At 45.1% G+C, this 18204-nt stretch carries 16 protein-coding genes; all 16 read left to right on the forward strand.

What is annotated here, in order from left to right; genetic code table 11:
• The 16 genes from skT53_RS03025 to skT53_RS03100 all read left to right on the forward strand — a co-directional run bounded on the left by skT53_RS03025 (nt 1) and on the right by skT53_RS03100 (nt 18193).
• A complete protein-coding gene (locus tag skT53_RS03025) occupies nt 1-351 on the forward strand; it encodes a pyridoxamine 5'-phosphate oxidase family protein (RefSeq protein WP_200759708.1) in 351 nt (116 codons plus the stop codon).
• Nucleotides 352-446: 95 nt separating this feature from the next.
• Nucleotides 447-2459, forward strand: a complete 2013-nt coding sequence (locus tag skT53_RS03030) for a sigma-54-dependent Fis family transcriptional regulator (RefSeq protein ID WP_200759709.1) — start codon at nt 447-449, stop codon at nt 2457-2459.
• A gap of 27 nt (nt 2460-2486) precedes the next feature.
• Complete coding sequence (locus tag skT53_RS03035) at nt 2487-3275, forward strand: N-acyl homoserine lactonase family protein (protein WP_200759710.1); 789 nt, start codon at nt 2487-2489, stop codon at nt 3273-3275.
• 95 nt (nt 3276-3370) lie between these two features.
• On the forward strand, nt 3371-4387 hold the full coding sequence (locus skT53_RS03040; RefSeq protein ID WP_200759711.1) for a 3,4-dihydroxy-2-butanone-4-phosphate synthase: 1017 nt from the start codon (nt 3371-3373) through the stop codon (nt 4385-4387).
• A gap of 43 nt (nt 4388-4430) precedes the next feature.
• Nucleotides 4431-5600 (forward strand): acyl-CoA dehydrogenase family protein, encoded by a 1170-nt coding sequence (locus tag skT53_RS03045; protein WP_226375317.1) that lies wholly within the window; start codon nt 4431-4433, stop codon nt 5598-5600.
• Nucleotides 5597-6658 carry an acyl-CoA dehydrogenase family protein gene (locus skT53_RS03050; protein WP_200759712.1) on the forward strand — a complete coding sequence of 354 codons (1062 nt, stop codon included), beginning with the start codon at nt 5597-5599 and terminating at the stop codon, nt 6656-6658. The genes skT53_RS03045 and skT53_RS03050 overlap by 4 nt, the downstream gene beginning before the upstream one ends.
• A 45-nt stretch (nt 6659-6703) precedes the next feature.
• Nucleotides 6704-7411 carry an acetate--CoA ligase family protein gene (locus skT53_RS03055; RefSeq protein ID WP_200759713.1) on the forward strand — a complete coding sequence of 236 codons (708 nt, stop codon included), beginning with the start codon at nt 6704-6706 and terminating at the stop codon, nt 7409-7411.
• Nucleotides 7412-7432: 21 nt separating this feature from the next.
• Entirely contained in the window at nt 7433-8836 is a 1404-nt protein-coding gene (locus skT53_RS03060; RefSeq protein ID WP_200759714.1) for an acetate--CoA ligase family protein, read from the forward strand.
• Between the two features lie 18 nt (nt 8837-8854).
• Nucleotides 8855-9673, forward strand: coding sequence for an enoyl-CoA hydratase/isomerase family protein (locus skT53_RS03065; RefSeq protein WP_200759715.1), 819 nt, complete (start codon nt 8855-8857; stop codon nt 9671-9673).
• Nucleotides 9674-9697: 24 nt separating this feature from the next.
• Nucleotides 9698-10264 (forward strand): NUDIX domain-containing protein, encoded by a 567-nt coding sequence (locus skT53_RS03070; protein ID WP_200759716.1) that lies wholly within the window; start codon nt 9698-9700, stop codon nt 10262-10264.
• A 440-nt stretch (nt 10265-10704) separates the two neighbouring features.
• A complete protein-coding gene (locus skT53_RS03075) occupies nt 10705-11859 on the forward strand; it encodes an ABC transporter substrate-binding protein (protein ID WP_200759717.1) in 1155 nt (384 codons plus the stop codon).
• Between the two features lie 69 nt (nt 11860-11928).
• A complete protein-coding gene (locus skT53_RS03080) occupies nt 11929-12819 on the forward strand; it encodes a branched-chain amino acid ABC transporter permease (RefSeq protein WP_200759718.1) in 891 nt (296 codons plus the stop codon).
• Nucleotides 12820-12854: 35 nt separating this feature from the next.
• On the forward strand, nt 12855-14729 hold the full coding sequence (locus skT53_RS03085; protein ID WP_200759719.1) for a branched-chain amino acid ABC transporter ATP-binding protein/permease: 1875 nt from the start codon (nt 12855-12857) through the stop codon (nt 14727-14729).
• Nucleotides 14716-15426: an ABC transporter ATP-binding protein gene (locus skT53_RS03090; protein WP_200759720.1), complete on the forward strand. Its 711-nt coding sequence runs from the start codon at nt 14716-14718 to the stop codon at nt 15424-15426. The genes skT53_RS03085 and skT53_RS03090 overlap by 14 nt, the downstream gene beginning before the upstream one ends.
• A gap of 119 nt (nt 15427-15545) precedes the next feature.
• A complete protein-coding gene (locus skT53_RS03095) occupies nt 15546-16715 on the forward strand; it encodes an iron-containing alcohol dehydrogenase (RefSeq protein WP_200759721.1) in 1170 nt (389 codons plus the stop codon).
• Nucleotides 16716-16729: 14 nt separating this feature from the next.
• A complete protein-coding gene (locus skT53_RS03100; RefSeq protein ID WP_200759722.1) occupies nt 16730-18193 on the forward strand; it encodes an aldehyde dehydrogenase family protein in 1464 nt (487 codons plus the stop codon).
• Nucleotides 18194-18204: the final 11 nt, after the last annotated feature.

An 18204-nucleotide genomic window follows, 5' to 3' on the forward strand; every position in this document is an offset into this window, starting at 1 on the left:
ATGATCAACAATCAGGGGATAACCAGCGACCAGATGATGGAATGGCTTCGCAAGAGTAATGGCAACGTATATGTCTCCTGTATGGGAGAGGACGGGTATCCCAATATATCGGTGCGCCACGTAGAAATGAATGGGGAGAATGCCTTGCTATACACGGATAACGCGAACAGTCGCACCGTTCAACTAATGATGCAGAGTCCAAAAGTAATTGTGAATCTATTGTCTGATACGGATCCATACCACGGGTGTAAAATGAAGGGAGAAGCAAAATTCGAACAAACTGGGGAGAGCAGTTTACAGTATACGCCTGTACGGGTCACGATTATTCTAAAGGAAATGTTTCCCTATTAACACTCTTCTGAAACGATATTCAGAACTGTTTATATCGAATTAATATACTGAATAAAACGTATAATAAAATCGATGTAACAGTGGGAGGGAAAATCATGTCCATCATTCCTGTTTCAATTTACAAACAAGTAAATGAAGCCGATGTTGTGTCGATTCGAGACAAATTGTTTGAAATTTGGAGGAAACAGCTGTTTGAAGAACAGAAAGATGGACATCTTTCCTCCAAAGATTCTATTATACGTGATTTGGTTTTACAATCTTGGGAACGTTGCAAAGACTATCGGTTGAACCCGCTGATCCAAGGTTCTACGAAAAATTTGTCGGAACATCGATTGATCGATTTGCAAAAATCCAACGAAGTATTATCTTTGGCAAAACCGATTATAAAGAAATTGGACCATGAACTATCCAATACCCACCATGTCGTTCTGTTCGCAGACCAAGAAGGCGTGATTTTGGATGCGCAGGGTGATCCGTGCACTCTGCAAAAAATCGGAAATACGGTCAATGCTGCAACCGGTTCGCATTGGGGAGAGCGTTGGGCGGGAACCAACGCAATTGGCACATCTATTGTTTTAAAGCAACCGGTGCAACTGTTTTCCTCAGAACATTATGCGCAAGGTTGCCATCAGTGGATCTGTTCAGCCGCTCCAATCCGGGATCCCTTCTCGCATGAAGTAGTGGCGGTTCTCAATCTCTCGACAGAAAACCACATTATACAACCTCGCAGTATGATGATGGCCATTTGGGGAGCCAATGAAATTGAGCGGATTCTCTTTCAAAATTACTATGAAGCTCGAGAAATGATGCAAAATATTTACGTCAATAGTGTGATGAAGTGGAAGAATCATCTGGTTATCTTAAGCGATTCCAAAGGCAATCCGTTGTGGATGAATGAAGACTTTCCTAAAGAGGATGTCCGCGCCATCCTCTCTCGTGGTTTGGAAGGCAATGAAAGGGATCGGGAGAAGGAATGGGAAGAAGGAGTGATCCTTGTTGATTCACGTTATAAAGCCAGATTTAAGAAGATTTTCTGGAACGGCCGTCTGATCGGACAATTAGCACTCTTGGAAGAACCGGCACGCATGAACCACCATAAAGTAAAACAGCGTAACCATGCCAAATATTCATTCGAATGCTTGATTGGACAATCCGAGGCTTTCCAACGCACCATACGTTTGGGCAAAGTGGCTGCCCAATGCGATTCCAATGTGCTGATTACGGGTGAAAGCGGCACCGGCAAAGAATTGATTGCAAATGCCATTCATCAGGCGAGCAGCAGATGCAATCAACCATTTGTTGCCATCAACTGTGCAGCCATCCCTCAAAATTTGCTTCCCAGTGAATTATTCGGCTACGTAGGAGGCGCTTACACAGGCGCCAATCCGAAAGGCAGCATTGGTAAATTTGAAATGGCTGACCACGGAACGATCTTTTTGGACGAGATTGGTGACATGCCGTTAGGACTGCAGGTTCATCTTCTACGCGTCATTCAAGAGCAAGAGATTATGCGGTTGGGTGGTACACACTGTATTCCGATTAATGTCCGAGTGATTGCGGCCACCAACAAAAATCTTCCGGAAGAGATTAAGTCAGGAAGATTTCGTCAGGACCTCTACTACCGGATCAATGTGATAGAAATCGAAATGCCTCCATTGCGCCACCGCAGAGAAGATATTCCATTGCTCTGTGAACATTTCTTCAAACATTTTGCGAAAAGAAAAGGAATTGGACCATGTGTGATCACGGATGAAGCCAAGCAGATTTTAACTCAGTATCCTTGGCATGGAAACATTCGTCAGTTGGAAAATGTGATGGAATATGCAGTAAACTTCTCTTCCAATGGGCAAATCACACCGGAAGATTTACCGAAAGATCTGGCTCGGCACGACTTCCCCCTGGCAGGCGGTCACGCAGAGAATCTGAATCCGGTAGAGCAGGCGGAAATGAAATGGATACTGGAAATATTGGAACGTACCAAGATGGATGTTACCAAAGCGGCCAAAGAACTAAATATGAATCGAAGTTCCATTTATCGCAAGCTAAAAAAATATGGATACGATGTTGCGAAGTTAAAGCAGCAATTCATGGAACGAGGCATCCTGTAAATTTCTTTCAATGGGAGGAATGATAATATGGCAAAAGGGTTGAAGGTGACCGTAGTTGACTGTGGACCTTTAAATATTGACAAAGGGGTTTTGATGACTGGGGCTACTGGAAAGATTACCGTACCATCAAGTGTCTATATCATTGAGCACCCGCAAAAAGGATTAATTCTTTACGACACGGGTGTGAACTATCAGGTAGCCGACCCGGAAGCGGCAGAAAAATACTGGGGTCCCGGAATGCGTGATGCCTTCGGCTGTACTTTAACGCGCGAAGGGGCAATTGACCGTCAATTGATTAACTTGGGATACAAACTGGACGATGTAAAATACGTGGTCATGTCCCATTTGCACCTGGATCATGCAGGGGGGATGTGCCATTTTCCGGATGCCACTTTCGTGGTACAGAAAAATGAACTTCGCTATGCCTGGTGGCCTGATCACTGGCCGGGACTGGTTTACTGCTTAAACGATTACAAGGAAACGAGGGGATTCACATTCATCCAATTAAATGGCGATGTAGATTTGTTCCAGGACGGAACAATTAAACTGATCTCTACTCCAGGACATACCATCGGACATCAGGCGATGATGATCAGATTGGAGAATCGCGGACTGGTATGTCTGGGTGCGGATACAGCTCATTTGAAAGAAGCCTATCAGAGCTTGGCGCCAATGCCATACGATTGGAATAACGAGGCTGTGACCGATTCTTATATGAAAATTCGTGCCATCGAACAGGCTGGCATCCCTGTCTATTTCACACATGATCCGAAAGATTTTGAAGACTTTCCTCATAATGGAGAATGGGCCGACTAACCGATCATGATCATTTTCCAAGGAAGAAGAAGGGTTCGCTCTTCTTCTCTTGTTTTCTTTTTTACCTATAAACATAAATCGATAGGAGGAGAGGTATGTTTGATCCGATCGAAGACAGTATGGCAGCTTTGAAAAAAGGGGGGATGGTCATCTTGGTTGATGATCATACGCCTGGACATCCATTGGGTTATCTCTATACCCTATCTGAACATATACAACCGGAAATCATTAATTATATGATCACACAAGCTAAAGGCTTGGTGTGTATAGCTTTGACAAAAGAACGGGCTAAATTTCTCAATATTCCTTTAATGGTAAATCCTTACGGTGAACCTGGTGAAAAAGCATTTACCGTTTCAGTAGATTACACAAAAACCAGTACGGGCATATCTGCTTATGAACGTGCGGAAACCATTCAAGCTTTGCTCAGGGAAGAGTCATCACCCGAGGATTTCAAGCGGCCGGGCCATATGTTTCCCCTCGTGGCGGAGAGCAGGGGACTTCTGGATAAGAAAGGAATCGCCGAGGCGGCGGTTGATTTGGCGCAATTTTGCGATTCTTCCTCATTGTCCGGAACATTTTGTGAGGTATTGGGTAAGGATGGGTCTATAGCGAACATGGCGGAACTGAAGAAGCGAGCTAAAGAAGAGGGTTTGAAAACAGTATCCATGACTCAACTTTACAATTATCGAAAGAAAACGGAATCTCTTATTGAACGCATAGGCCAATTTTCCTTCCCTACCAGATATGGCATGTTACACGCCATCATATATATCAATCAGTTGGACGACAGTGAATATTTGGTAGTCGTGGAAGGCAGTGTAAAAGGGCTGTCCCCCATTCCGTTATATATGTACGCAGGAAATATCTTGGGTGATTTGTTTGTCAAAAGCGAGAAAAAGGGTATGAGCAATTTGTGCAGATCGTTGGAAGAATTGAAGAAAAGCGGCCATGGAGTTCTGATTTATCGAAACATAAGGTATCCCGGAAATGATTCCCTTCAAATCAAACAAACAGGAACAACTGGCGAAATTTGGGATGAGGTGATCATCCAGAAAATTTTAAAGGATATCCATGTTGCCGATGTAGTGGTAAAAGATAGTGTTTCCTGAATATGGGAGCTTTTCCGGAAAAAATAAACAGAGGTGAGTCTTATTGCACAAGTTACTGGAGTTGCCGGTCGTTAAACTGTCGGAAGAAACCGAAAAGCTGAGGGAGGAAGTCCGTAAATTTATTTCAGAAGAACTGAACGCAGATTCATTCGAGCCAAAGTGTGATTCATGGCTTGGTGAACTATCGCAGGAATTTAGCCGCAAGTTGGGGGAACGTGGCTGGATTGGAATGACCTGGCCCAAAAAGTATGGGGGACATGAAAGAACAGCAATCGAACGCTTCGTTGTAACCGAAGAACTGTTGGCAGCGGGCGCCCCGGTTGCCGGGCATTGGATTGCGGACCGCCAGACGGGACCTTTATTGTTGAGGTACGGAACGGAAGAGCAGCGGCAATTTTTTTTGCCAAAGATCGCAAAGGGAGAATGTTACTTTGCGATCGGATTGAGTGAGCCAAATGCGGGTTCCGATTTAGCGGGCGTATTAACGAGTGCAACAAAGGTGGAACAAGGATGGATTTTAAACGGCAGCAAGTTGTGGAGTAGCGGCGCCCATCATGCTCACTACATGATTGTACTATGCCGTACCTCACCTCAAAATCCGGAGAATCGCCATCAAGGGATGAGTCAGCTTCTCGTAGATTTGTCCGCGAATGGTGTAACGATCAGGCCGATACGTTTAATGAACGGCGAACATCATTTTAATGAAGTAATCTTTGAAGATGTATTTATATCGGATGACATGCTGGTGGGTGAGGTCGGTAACGGCTGGAAACAGGGAATGGCTGAATTGGCGTATGAACGAAGCGGACCGGAACGTTTCCTAAGCACGTTTCCATTGTTGGTCGAATTAGTGGACATTCTCCAAGACCATACAGACAAACGAATTCACATTGAAATTGGACAATTGGCTGCCCGTTTGCGCACATTGCGTCACATGTCTTTAGGTGTTGCCAGTTTACTGCAACGCGGTGTAACACCTGACATTGCTGCAGCACTCGTTAAAGATTTGGGAACACAATTCGAGCGTGACGTCGCAGAGATCGCGCGATTGCTGGTTTCCCCTAGGTTGACAGCCCCCTCTGCAGTCCATGCCCCGACAAAATATGAAAAAAGGTTGGCCGAAGCGTTATTGCATGCACCTGGTTTTACGCTTCGCGGTGGAACAACCGAAATTTTACGCGGCATTGTTGCTAAGGGGGTAGCTGCGCGATGAACGAGATGCGTAAAATGATTATCGACTCCGTCACGAAAATAATGAAAGACTTTTGTTCAAAAGAGATGATAAATGAATCCGAACATGGAGCTTGGGCAGGTCAATTGTGGAAAACACTGGCCGAAGCGGGGATGATTACCGTAGCTGTATCCGAAGAGGTTGGCGGAACCGGCGGAGATTATGGCGATGCTTTAAGCATACTTAGAATTAGCGGTAAATACTCCGCTCCCATTCCATTAGCGGAAACATATATGGCGAATTGGCTGCTCGCCGAATTAGGGCTGCCGATTTACGAACAGCCGTTGACGATTTTGCCGTTTGAAAATAATGGAACGATAGAAGTCAGGAGAAATGCAAATGGGATGACCATCTGCGGAACAGCGAAGAATGTGCCATGGGCGAGATATGCGGAAAAATTAGTCGTTATGGGTCAATCGGAACAAGAATTTTTGGTCGCTGTGATTGATCCTGATGATTGTATCATTATACCTGGCAAAAATCTGGCTGGTGAAGCACGCGATATTGTCGAATTAAACGGCGTGGAAATGCAAGATTGTCCCTATGCCGCGGTCGACGGAGAAGCAGTGCAAAACAAATTACAATCTTATGGAGCATTAACCCGATCCGTCTTAATGGCGGGAGCACTGGAACGGATTTTGGAACTGGCTCTGGCTTATTCGAATGAACGCCAGCAGTTTGGGCGTTCTCTTAACCGCTTCCAGGCAATCCAACAGCAAATTGCCATTCTGGCAGGGGAGGTGGCAGCGGCGGGGGTTGCTGCCGACTATGCTGTTGAAGCGTTCACAGACGCAGTGAATCCGACTGAAACTATCGTTGCAAAAATCCGAATCGGGCAAGCAGCCAGCATAGCAGCGCCGATTGCCCACCAAATTCATGGTGCGATAGGATTTACCGATGAACATGTGTTACATCAAAGTACCCGCCGTCTCTGGTCTTGGCGTGATGAATTCGGAACCGAGAGCGAATGGGCAGAACAGTTAGGGAAGCGATTAATGAACACAGGTGCTGGATCCCTATGGTCATTTATTACTTTATAACCGTTCATTCCTGAACCTATCATGCAAGGTGCGGAGGTGGTGCTTATGAGTAATACAAAAATTCGTTTCATTATAGAACAAGCAAGGGAAGAAAAAAGAGAACTCTTAACTGAATATGAATCAAAGTTGATTTTATCAGAACTAGGAATTAATACTCCTCCTATTATGATCGCGAAAACTCGTGAGGAAGTGGCGGAGAAGGCATCTTCATTGGGCTTTCCGATTGTCATGAAAATTCATTCTCCCGATATCGCGCATAAATCGGATATAGGGTGTGTCGTAGTAGGAATTGGATCGGTTGAAGAGTCAATAGAGGCCTATGACAAAATTATGAACAGTGCGGCAAAAAACGTGCCAATGGCCCGTATACAGGGTGTGTCCGTTCAGACGATGGCTGACAAGGACATTGAAATTATCATTGGAATGAAAAGAGATCCGGTTTTTGGTCCTACCGTCCTGTTCGGTTTAGGTGGTATCTTCGTTGAGTTAATCAAAGATATCTCCTTAAGGGTCTACCCTTTCACTGACCAAGATGTGGGAACCATGATCAAAGAAATTAAAGGATATCCATTGCTTCGTGGATACCGGGGACAACAGAAGCGGGATATCGATGCGATTAAAGCGGTAATTCACAAAATAGCGGAGTTAGCTGTTCAAGTAAACGAAATCCAGGAAATCGATCTCAACCCGATTTTTGTATATGAAAAAGGGATATGTGCTGTGGATGCGCGTATTTTGCTGGACTTTTGGTAAAGCAAAAAAGGGGGAGCAAAGGTGGAGAACACGCGAAATCAAGTGCATAAGTTACTCTACCCAGAGTCGATAGCCATTGTAGGGGCTTCAAATAATGCGGCGAAAATGGGGGGACGTTTGCTGTCTTACCTTCTGAATCACTCTTACAAAGGAACCGTTTATCCTGTTAATCCGAAAGAGGATATCATTCAAGGATTAACCGCCTACTCAAGCGTCAGGGAAGTCCCTGAAAAAGTGGACCTGGCCTTCCTCATTGTTCCCAACCAGCATATTTTCAGTGTGCTGCAAGAATGTGCAGAAAAAGGGATAGAGACGGTCATCATCAGTTCTTCGGGATTTTCGGAAACGGGTAAAGATGGGGAACGACTGCAAAAACAACTGATCGACTTTGCGCGGGAAAAAGGCATCCGACTATGCGGACCGAATTCAATCGGAGTTGTTAATACACATCATCAATTGTTTTTAAGTTTTAGCATGTCGATGGAAATGGAAAATGTGCCGGTTGGAGCCATTTCCTTTATCACACAGAGCGGAGCCGTTGGCGGAGGCTTATTGAGCAAAGCCTGGGAAGAAGGAATCGGTATAGGGTTTTGCATCAGTTCGGGAAACGAAGCGGATTTGGACTCATCTGATTATCTCGATTATTTATTGAATGATGAGAATACAAAAGTGATTTGTTTGTTTTTAGAAGGCATTTCAAATGGGGAAAAGTTCAAGCAGGTGCTTGCAAGAGCCAGAGATATAGGAAAGCCCGTTATCGTTTATAAAAACGGACGAACAGACATTGGCCAGAATACGGTTAAGTCACACACCGGATCCTTGGCTGGAAATTACCAAGTCTATCAAGCTTTGTTTAACCAATATGGGATCATTTCCGTTCTATACTTAGAAGATATGTTTGACACGGCGAAAGCTATGTCAGTCTTACCACCACCAAAAGGGAACCGCGTGGGGATCATTTCCACATCCGGTGGCGCATGTACAATTCTTGCAGATCATTGTGTCGCATGTGGATTGAATTTACCTGATTTGAATGTGACAAGTAAAGAAAAACTGAAACAAGTTTTGCCATCCTTCGCGCAGGTGAAAAATCCTCTGGATACCACAGCCAACATCATTATGAATCCGGACATATTTAAAGAGACATTACTCGTATTTTTGGACGATCATAACATTGATTCGATCATTCTTATGTTAACGACAGTAGGTGAACCTATCGCTTCCCAGGTGGCGGCTGACATTATTGAAATCTTCCAACGGGCGGAAAAACCGATCATTCTGGCTTGGTCGATAGCCGAATCTCTGGCCAAACAAGGGATGATGATGCTGAAACAAGCGCAAATTCCTTTATATCCTACAGCAGAGCGTGCCGTACGGGTATTGCATCAAATGGTTCAGTTTTCTGTGAAAGAATCAAATTTTTAAAAATAAGGAGAATGGAAAATGGGCGACTTGTTATTTTCGGTAGAGAATGGAATTGCAAGGATTACTATGAATCGACCCGATAGCTTGAATGCATTTAGCAAGGAAATGATTCTTTCCTGGATGGAAGCATTGGAAACCATTCGTGACTCGGAAGAAATAAGAGTAGTGATCCTTACCGGCAGCGGCAAAGCATTTTGTACTGGCGGAGATATTAAATCCCTGATCAACGGAGGCGGATTCCTGTACGACGATTCGGATGAGAAGGAGGACTTTACCTCAACCGCATTGGCAAGGAAAAATGTGCTATGGAAGAAAGTGCAGAGGATTCCTCTGTTAATGCAAGAAATTGATAAACCTGTAATTGCCTCTATTAACGGATTTGCGGTAGGGGCAGGTTTAGATATGGCATTGATGTGTGATATTCGTATTGCCGCACAAAGTGCCAAGTTAGGAGAAGGATATGTGAAAGTCGGTATAGTCCCTGGAGATGGCGGAGCATACTTTCTGCCGCGAATTGTAGGAATTGACAAGGCTTTGGAAATGTTATGGAGAGGTGATATTCTTACTGCCGAGGAAGCAAAGGAAATTGGCTTGGTTACACATGTAGTTTCTGATGAAGAGTTGACCGATTTTGTTGAGAGCTATGCAGAAAGATTGGCAAACGGCCCTCAACAAGCGATACGGTTTATGAAAAGAGCCGTTTACCAGAGCTTAACGATGGATCTGCGTTCGTCATTGGACATGATTTCCTCAGCAATGGGAATAGTCACAGAACTTCCCGATTTTCATGAGGGCATACTGTCTATGGCAGAGAAAAGAAAGCCAAATTTTAAATAAGCGAAGAGGAGACCGGAATATAACGTGGAAGCTCATTATTGTTTGTCTTGTGGCCAGCGTTTGGAAATCCGCAGCATAGGAGGGGAGAACCGGAAAGCGTGTCCCAGCTGCAGCTTTGTATTTTGGGGAAATTACAGCATTGGCGTCGGTGCACTCATAATGAAGGATGAAAAGATCCTGCTTGTTCGGCGCTGCCAGGATCCAGGAAAAGGGTTATGGACGAATCCGGGCGGTTATATCGAACAGTATGAACCGATTGAGAAAAGCATTGTGCGGGAAGTATTGGAGGAAACAGGAATCTCTTCCAGGGTGAATGGAATTATAGCTCTTGGGGATCTGCCGCGTGATGTACACAATGTATACATCGTTTTTCTGATGGAGTATCTGGAAGGACAGCCTCAACCGGATAAAGATGAGGTCGATGAGGCAGGATTTTTTAGTCTGAACGATATGGAATCAATGAATGTGGCCGATTTGACCCGCCGGTTGGCTCATATCGCTTTTCAGAAACCTTCGCACGGCTTAATGGCTGATTCAAAACCAATGATCTCTTTGCCTGGTTACGGACTGTACCGTGTACAGTGCCTTTAAATGCATATAACGCGACCTCTGGATTTTCTGTTGATTCACATAACGTATATTATGGTGTGGGATAACCGGTGTTATGGGATGGACCGAATAGGCTCGGGACGTCCCTTTTTGTTATAAGCAGTTATCGATAAAGAGAGGGAAGTAATGGTTGTTTGTCAAATCTGCTTATAAACATGCATTAAGAAAGATAGGCAGGTGTGATCTTTCGACATATTTTTTTAACTGAATATTTTATAATTTTTTAATAGTACATATAAACAGAAAAATGAATTGACAAATAGTGAAGAGGTAAAATAAACTGATTATATCGTTAATCGATAATCAATAATCGCTATGAAAGCGCTTGCTGTTGATAGGGGGGAATTTGAAAGCGAAAAAGCAGTGTACAAGAATTGTATGAGATGAAAAATCTACTAAATCGACAAAAAAGGGGTGTAAACATGAAAAAGTCGATTCGCGCCATGTTCGCAATGTGTGTAACCGCAAGCATGGTCATTCTATCTGCTTGTGGGAGCAGCAGCACGGGTGGCAACGCAGACGGAGATAAGGGCGGAGTGATTAAAATCGGTATGTCAGCCGACCTGACAGGTAAATCTGCGCTGACTGGCGAGTTTAAGAAAAAAGGAGCTCAAATCGCGCTCGATGAGATTAACGCTGCTGGCGGCGTTAAAGGGAAAAAGCTCGAGTTGGTGGTCGAAGATGATCGCGGGACAAATGACGGTATGGTATCCGCATTCCAAAAACTGATCTCCGATCCGAATATTGTAGCGGTTATCGGTCCGATTACGAGTACGATGTCGCTGTCGATCAATGAGATCGCACAGAAAACAGGCGTTCCGGTCATGATCGGCGGAACCAGTCCCGCTTTAACAACCGAATTGAAAAACAAATGGTTCTTCCGCTTCCGACCCAGTGACCTCTATTCCGCCAAAACCATCGTAGATTTCTCAACAGACAAATTAGGCAAAAATAAAATCGCTATTGTTTATGACACCGACGCTTTCGGCACCAGCGGCAAAGACATGCTGCTTGCGGAATACAAGAAAAAGGGTATTACCCCGGTAGCGGTTGAAGGGTATACGGCCAATACCAAAGACTTTACTCCGGTCCTTGAAAACATCCGCAAATCAGGTGCAGAAGTAATCAACGGCTATATGACTCTTTCGGCGGATGTTGCCCAGCTGGTTACTCAGATGAGACAGCTTGGCGTCAATGCTGAATTCGTCGGTTCCGCATCAGCAGCCCAGACGACGACGATCAAATTGGCGGGCGACAAACTGGACGGCATTTATGGAGTGAACGATTTCGCTCTTGACCAAAGTGAGGAAACGAAAAAGTTTGTTGCAGAGTTCTCGAAGAAATATACGGATATTCCGGATTTGTACTCGGGTTGGGTGTATGATTCGATAAAAATTTTAGCCAAAGTTATGGCGGAAAAAGGCACTTCCCCTGATCAAATCCGTGAAGGAATCCTGGGCATTAAGGGATACAAAGGGGTCGAAGGCGAATACAACTTTGATCAAAACGGTGACGGTTTGCACGCGTATTCGATTGTAAAAGTCGATAAAGGCCAAATTGTTACAGTGAAACAGTAAACCAAATGTTGAATTCGGCGGGCGTTCGATACCGCCGAATTCAACCAATACACGAGGAAGGGGAAGTTTATGGATCTTATCAATATGCCCCTGCAGCTCCTGGTCAGCGGAATGGCGATAGGAAGCATTTATGCGCTTGTGGCGCTGGGATTTGTTTTAATTTACGTATCCGTGAATGTGGTCAACTTCGCGCAAGGCGAGTTTACCATGATGGGAGCTTTTGTTGCGTTTACACTGATTGTAAGTCTTCATATGCCGATTTGGGTCGGCCTTATTGTCGGGACGATCATCGCCGGCGTGATCGGCTATTTATTTGAGCTTACCGTATACCGCCCTTTTGCAAAACGGAATAAGGCGTTTTTGGCTGTTATGATCAGCACACTCGGAGCTTCAATGATTCTCCAGAATATCTTCCTGCTGATTTATGGTGCAGTTCCGCTAAAACTGCCGCCCCTCTTTCAAACGGATACGATCAATGTGGGGGAAATCGTGATTTCCGTCCAATATCTTTCAATCCTTTGCTGTGCCGTTATTCTGCTGATTCTTCAGTACTTTTTATTTGAAAAAACGCGGCTGGGCAAAATGATGCAAGCCACTGCACAGGATCCAAATACCGCAAAATTAATGGGTATAAAGGTTTCCTATATGCAAGCGCTGACATTTATTTATAGCGCTGCACTGGGCGGGGCGGCCGGCATTCTTGTCGCACCTATTTTTATGGTAAGCCATACAATGGGATCCATCATTGGATTAAAAGCTTTTGCGGCAGCCATCGTTGGTGGTTTAGGCGACGTCAAAGGCGCGATCATCGGCGGCTTGATGATTGGCATTGCGGAAACCTATGCTGCCGCTTATATTTCAGGTCCTTATAAAGACGGTTTTGCGTTTTTGTTCTTAATTCTGTTCCTGATCTTTAGGCCATATGGAATATTTGGAGAAAAAGTCGGAACAAAAGCATAATCCCCCGATGAATTTCAACTCTAGGGAGTGTTACTATGCAAACCAATACTCTTATAAAAAATCATTACAATCAAAATGAATTGAAAAGCGTGAAACCCACTCAACCTCTATTTCTAATCGGTGGCCTGCTATTTGTTGTTGTCGCCTTTTGCATACCGTTTCTACTTCCAGGAGGCCGCTTAGGCAACTACTATATGACAGAGGTTTTGCGAACAACCGTGTATTGCTTTGCTACGCTCGGACTAACGGTAGGTATGGGATATGCGGGACAAATTTCGCTTGCCCAAGCGGCGTTTTTTGGTCTGGGGGCGTATTCGCTTGCATCCTCGACCGTACTGTTCGGATTGCCTTATGGGATCGGAGTGATCTTAGCCCTACTCATTCCGATTGTAACGGGATTGTTCCTTGGCGCCATCTCTCTGCGTCTCGTTACTCACTACTTGGCGCTTGTTACGATCGGATTTCAAATCATCATCCAACTTGTCCTTCATAACTCGAAAAGCATTACTGGAGGTGCCGATGGATTAAGCAAAATTCCACGTCCGTTCGGGATTGAAAATGCAACCTATTTCTACTGGTTCTGCTTGGTTCTTTTATTCCTTTGCATTCTATTTGTTTACCGTTTGAGAAAATCAAGATTGGGCCGGGCATTGCTCGCTTTGCGCGAAGATGAATTGGCCGCATCCGCCGCCGGTATTGACCTGTTTAAAACAAAAATGCTGGCGTTTTCGGTATGCTCCACTTTAGGCGGCATTGGCGGTTTCCTGTATGCATCAAGTACCGGATATATCAGCCCGGACGTCTTTAGCTTTGATCAATCAGTCAGTTTTTTTGCGATGTTGATTACCGGCGGCTCGGATTCCATAATCGGTACGCTTGTGGGAACGGTTGTGTTAACGTGGCTGCCGGAATGGCTGCGGTCGTTCAAAGAATATTATTTGGCCATATACGGCGGTTTGATTATCGTGTTCCTGATTTTTGTTCCAAACGGAATCTGGGGAATCGTCAGCGATCTTTATCATTTGGCATTTAAAAAGAAAATCAACAATCAAGAAAAGCTTGCAGCGATTAAGTTTGTTGAGGGGAAAAAACTCGCCTACCTGGAACGGGAAGATGCCTTAGCGAAAATCAAAGAGGACAAAGTGATCTTCGAAGTTAAAGGGTTGAAGAAACATTTTGGCGGCGTTAAAGCGGTGGACGGTGTCGATTTTAATGTAAAAAAAGGCGACATTCACGTTCTCATCGGTCCGAACGGATCCGGGAAAACGACGGTGATTAACGTGTTAAGCGGGATTTACACCGCAACCGACGGGCATATCAAATACCGCGACCAGGAAATCACTAACCTGAAGCCGCACTTGATTGTAAAAATGGGAGCCGCCAGAACATTTCAGAACATTCGTTTATTTCCGGAACTTTCCGTCATTGATAACGTCATGATTGGCCAGCATACACGGACAAAAGCAAATCTGTTGAATATTATTTTTAATTTCAAAATGCGGGATGAGGAAAGGAAGATTAGAGCCCGTGCAGAAGAAGCGCTCGCTTTTGTAGGGTTTGAAAACTATTTTGAGAAAGTAAAGAATCTTTCCTACGGCCAACAGAGGATGGTGGAAATTGCCAGAGCGCTTGCCACAGAGCCCGAATTGCTTTTTTTGGATGAGCCGGCTGCGGGTATGAATCCGGAAGAAACGCAAGAACTGGTCAAGCTGCTGAAACGAATGAACGAACTCGGTATCACCATACTGCTGATTGAACATGACATGCATTTGGTTACACAAGTCGCGGATTATGTTACGGTTCTGGATTTCGGTAAAAAAATCAGTGAAGGATCTGTCGGGCAAGTATTAAGTGATCCGGAAGTGATTAAAGCCTACCTCGGGGAGGAATTTGTACGTGCTGAGGCTTAACGGGGTCGAAACAAGGTATGGTAAAATTGTCGCTTTGAGAAAAATCTCCCTTGAAGTAAAAGAAGGGGAAATTGTGGCTCTGCTGGGAATGAACGGAGCTGGCAAATCCACAACGCTCAAAACCATTTCCGGATTGATTCGGCCGAAAACAGGGACGATCGAATTCATGGGCAAAAGGATCGATCATGTCTCGCCGGAAGAGATTGTTCGCCAGGGACTTATTCATGTACCGGAGGGAAGAAAAATTTTCCCGGGACTCACTGTAAGAGAGAACCTGGTTTTGGGAGCAACCGGCAGGAAAATTCCTATGAGCCAAGTCAACAAAGACATGGAGGAAGTTTTGGAGGTATTTCCAGATCTAATTCCATTGATGGATCGACTTGGATGGTCACTTTCCGGCGGTCAGCAGCAAATGTGCGCGATCGGAAGAGGGTTAATGGCAAAGCCCAAACTGTTGATGCTCGATGAGCCTTCGCTGGGATTGGCTCCTGTGATCGTGCAAAACATGTTCCAAACGATTAAGAAAATTAACCGGAATGGCACAACGGTGCTGTTGGTTGAGCAAAATGCGAGACAAAGCCTGGCAATTTCCCATCGAGGGTATGTTTTAGAAGCGGGCAAGGTTGCCGCACACGATACTGCCTTGAAGCTGCTCGACGGAATCCAAAACGCTTATCTGGGAGCGACCCGATCGTAATCGCTAATGCATTAACTAAAAGAAAAAAGTTTGAATACTCGCTTTACTTTTTTGGTGTGTGTGATAATATGAAGATAAATTATCGATAATCGATAAAAACAGTAAAGGCGTGGTAAAATATGAATCTTGCTTTAGACTCATTTGAATTCGGCCTGCATACGCAAATTTATTACGGAGTCAATAAGTTAAACGAACTTCCGGACATTATCAGAAAGTACAACTACAAAAAAGTTTTTATTTGTACGGATAAAGGGATTGTGCATTCCGGCAATCTGAATCGTTTGGAGAATCTACTGAATCAAGCGGGGATTGATTTTTTCACATTTACAGATGTAGAACCGGATCCCAGCACAGAGATTGTCCAGCATGTAAAGAATCTGTATATAGAAAACGGATGCGACGCACTTATCGGTATGGGGGGCGGAAGCTCCATCGACACGGCGAAAGGTGTTTCCATAGCGGTAGCAAATCCGGGGGATCTCAATCAGTATGAAGGAAAAGACAAAATCCCAAACAAAGGTCCGGACATTATTGCCATTCCCACAACGGCCGGTACCGGTTCGGAAATTACTCATGCCACCGTGTTAAAAGATAAGAAACGCCATTATAAAATGGGAATTTTAAGCCAAAAATTGCACGCCAAAGCAGCGATTCTTGATCCTCAATTACTAACCACTGTTCCAAGAGGCGTTGCGGCGATCACTGGTATGGATGCCCTAAGCCATGCGATCGAATCGTATACATCTAACCAGGCGCAACCGATTACAGAAGCACTGGGTTTATATGCGATTCGCTTAATCGGGAAACACCTGCGCCCATTCGTGGCACAGAGAACGGATATAAACGCCGCTTCGCATATGATGTTGGCTTCCACTATTGCTGGCGCGGCGTTCATTTGGGGAAGAGTTGCCGCCGTTCATGCAGTGTCACATCCGCTCGGAGGACGTCTCGGAGTTGCGCACGGGCTGGCGAATTCACTGCTATTGCCTGTCGTTATGAGATATAACGTCAGCACCAACTATGAAAAATTCAGGGATATCGCGATCGCTCTTGGCGAAAATGTGGAAGGATTAAGCCTGCGTGAAGCCGCAGAACGCTCGATTGTCGCAGTCGAGCAGTTGATTCAGGACCTGGAAATCCCAACTACGTTAAACGCGCTGAATCTGCACCCATCGGATGAAGAGCTGGATGTGATTGCGCAGGAAGCATTTCAGTCGGGGATTGCCAACGCAAATCCGAAGGATTGTACAGTCGCTGATTTACGCAAGATGATCGAGAAAATCAGATAGGGGGGAAATTCAGAATGGCAACCATACAACAAACAGCCATACAAGTGAAGAATTATATCGGAGGTCAATGGGTTGCATCAAAAAGTGAAGACACCATTCAGAGAGAAAATCCTGCCCATACAGATGAAATTGTAGCAATCGTAACCAATTCAACGCAAGAAGAGGCCATTCAGGCGATTGAATCGGCTCACGAAGCGTTCCAAAGTTGGTCGAAAATGCCTGCTCCGAAAAGAGCGGAGTATATTTTTAAGTTTATGGATGTTCTGGAGCAAAGAAGACAAGAGGTGGCCGAACTCCTTACAAGGGAAATGGGCAAGCCAATCAGGGAAGCACACGGTGAAATTACGAAGGCGATTAACGAGGCGCGGTATTCTGCCGGAGAAGCTCTCCGTTTGACAGGGGAAACCCTTCCAAGTGAACGCGCGGGAATTCAAGTGAGAACTATCCGCGTTCCAAAAGGAGTCATCGCCGCCATTTCCCCTTGGAATTTTCCACTGGTTACACCGTTGCGTAAAATCGCTCCGGCACTGGCCGCCGGGAATACGGTTGTATTTAAGCCTGCAACGGTGACAGCGTCCATGGGAGCAAAAATCATAGAATTGTTTGAAGAGGCGGGGCTTCCTGCAGGCGTATTGAATCTAATTGTCGGTTCCGGCAGGAGCGTAGGAAATACGCTCGTATCGCATCCGCTGGTAAAAGGGGTTACCTTTACCGGTTCGACGCTTGTTGGGACCGGTATCTATAAACTGGCGGCAGAACGTCTGATTGAAGTGCAGTTGGAAATGGGTGGTAAGAACGCTGCTATTATTTATGATTACCCTGATATTTCGGGGGCGGTCGATCAGATTTTGTCTGCTGCCTTCGCAGCAAGCGGACAGCGATGCACGTCGATCAGCCGCATCGTCGTAGAAAGATCGATTGAAAGCGAGGTAGCGCAGTATTTAGCGGATAAACTTGCTTCCTATGTAATTGGCGACGGCATATCGGAAAACGTAAACATGGGTCCGTTGGTCAGTCAAGATCAACTGGAAACTGTCGAGAAATATGTCAAAATCGGGCTTGAGGAAGGCGCCACTTTACTGGTGGGAGGCAAAAAACCGGATGGAATTGCCGGAGGCTACTATTATGAACCAACGGTATTCACAAATGTCAAGTCGGATATGCGAATTGCCCAGGAAGAAATTTTTGGTCCTGTGCTTGTTGTGATTCCGGTAGACAGCTTTGAGGAAGCGATTCAAGTGGCTAATCACAGCGAATACGGGCTGGCTGTTTCCTGCTTTACTCACAATATGTTCTATGCGGAGAAAGCCGTGGAAGAAATCGAGACGGGTATGATCCATATCAATAACGGCACAATCAGCGAATCACACGTTCCATTTGGCGGCCTTAAAAATTCAGCCGTTGGTTCATACTCGATCGGTTCGACCGGCAAAGACTTCTTAACCGCACTAAAAGTGGTGTATGCCAGTTCGAAGTAACGGCAAGCGCA

It is taken from the genome of Effusibacillus dendaii (assembly GCF_015097055.1).
Lineage (GTDB): Bacteria > Bacillota > Bacilli > Tumebacillales > Effusibacillaceae > Effusibacillus > Effusibacillus dendaii.

What these genes read in the sequence shown, in the direction of transcription:
- skT53_RS03025 (WP_200759708.1), top strand. Translation starts at nt 1, where the DNA reads ATGATCAACAATCAGGGGATAACCAGCGACCAGATGATGGAATGGCTT.
- skT53_RS03030 (WP_200759709.1), top strand. Translation starts at nt 447, where the DNA reads ATGTCCATCATTCCTGTTTCAATTTACAAACAAGTAAATGAAGCCGAT.
- skT53_RS03035 (WP_200759710.1), top strand. Translation starts at nt 2,487, where the DNA reads ATGGCAAAAGGGTTGAAGGTGACCGTAGTTGACTGTGGACCTTTAAAT.
- skT53_RS03040 (WP_200759711.1), top strand. Translation starts at nt 3,371, where the DNA reads ATGTTTGATCCGATCGAAGACAGTATGGCAGCTTTGAAAAAAGGGGGG.
- skT53_RS03050 (WP_200759712.1), top strand. Translation starts at nt 5,597, where the DNA reads ATGAACGAGATGCGTAAAATGATTATCGACTCCGTCACGAAAATAATG.
- skT53_RS03055 (WP_200759713.1), top strand. Translation starts at nt 6,704, where the DNA reads ATGAGTAATACAAAAATTCGTTTCATTATAGAACAAGCAAGGGAAGAA.
- skT53_RS03065 (WP_200759715.1), top strand. Translation starts at nt 8,855, where the DNA reads ATGGGCGACTTGTTATTTTCGGTAGAGAATGGAATTGCAAGGATTACT.
- skT53_RS03075 (WP_200759717.1), top strand. Translation starts at nt 10,705, where the DNA reads ATGAAAAAGTCGATTCGCGCCATGTTCGCAATGTGTGTAACCGCAAGC.
- skT53_RS03080 (WP_200759718.1), top strand. Translation starts at nt 11,929, where the DNA reads ATGGATCTTATCAATATGCCCCTGCAGCTCCTGGTCAGCGGAATGGCG.
- skT53_RS03085 (WP_200759719.1), top strand. Translation starts at nt 12,855, where the DNA reads ATGCAAACCAATACTCTTATAAAAAATCATTACAATCAAAATGAATTG.
- skT53_RS03095 (WP_200759721.1), top strand. Translation starts at nt 15,546, where the DNA reads ATGAATCTTGCTTTAGACTCATTTGAATTCGGCCTGCATACGCAAATT.
- skT53_RS03100 (WP_200759722.1), top strand. Translation starts at nt 16,730, where the DNA reads ATGGCAACCATACAACAAACAGCCATACAAGTGAAGAATTATATCGGA.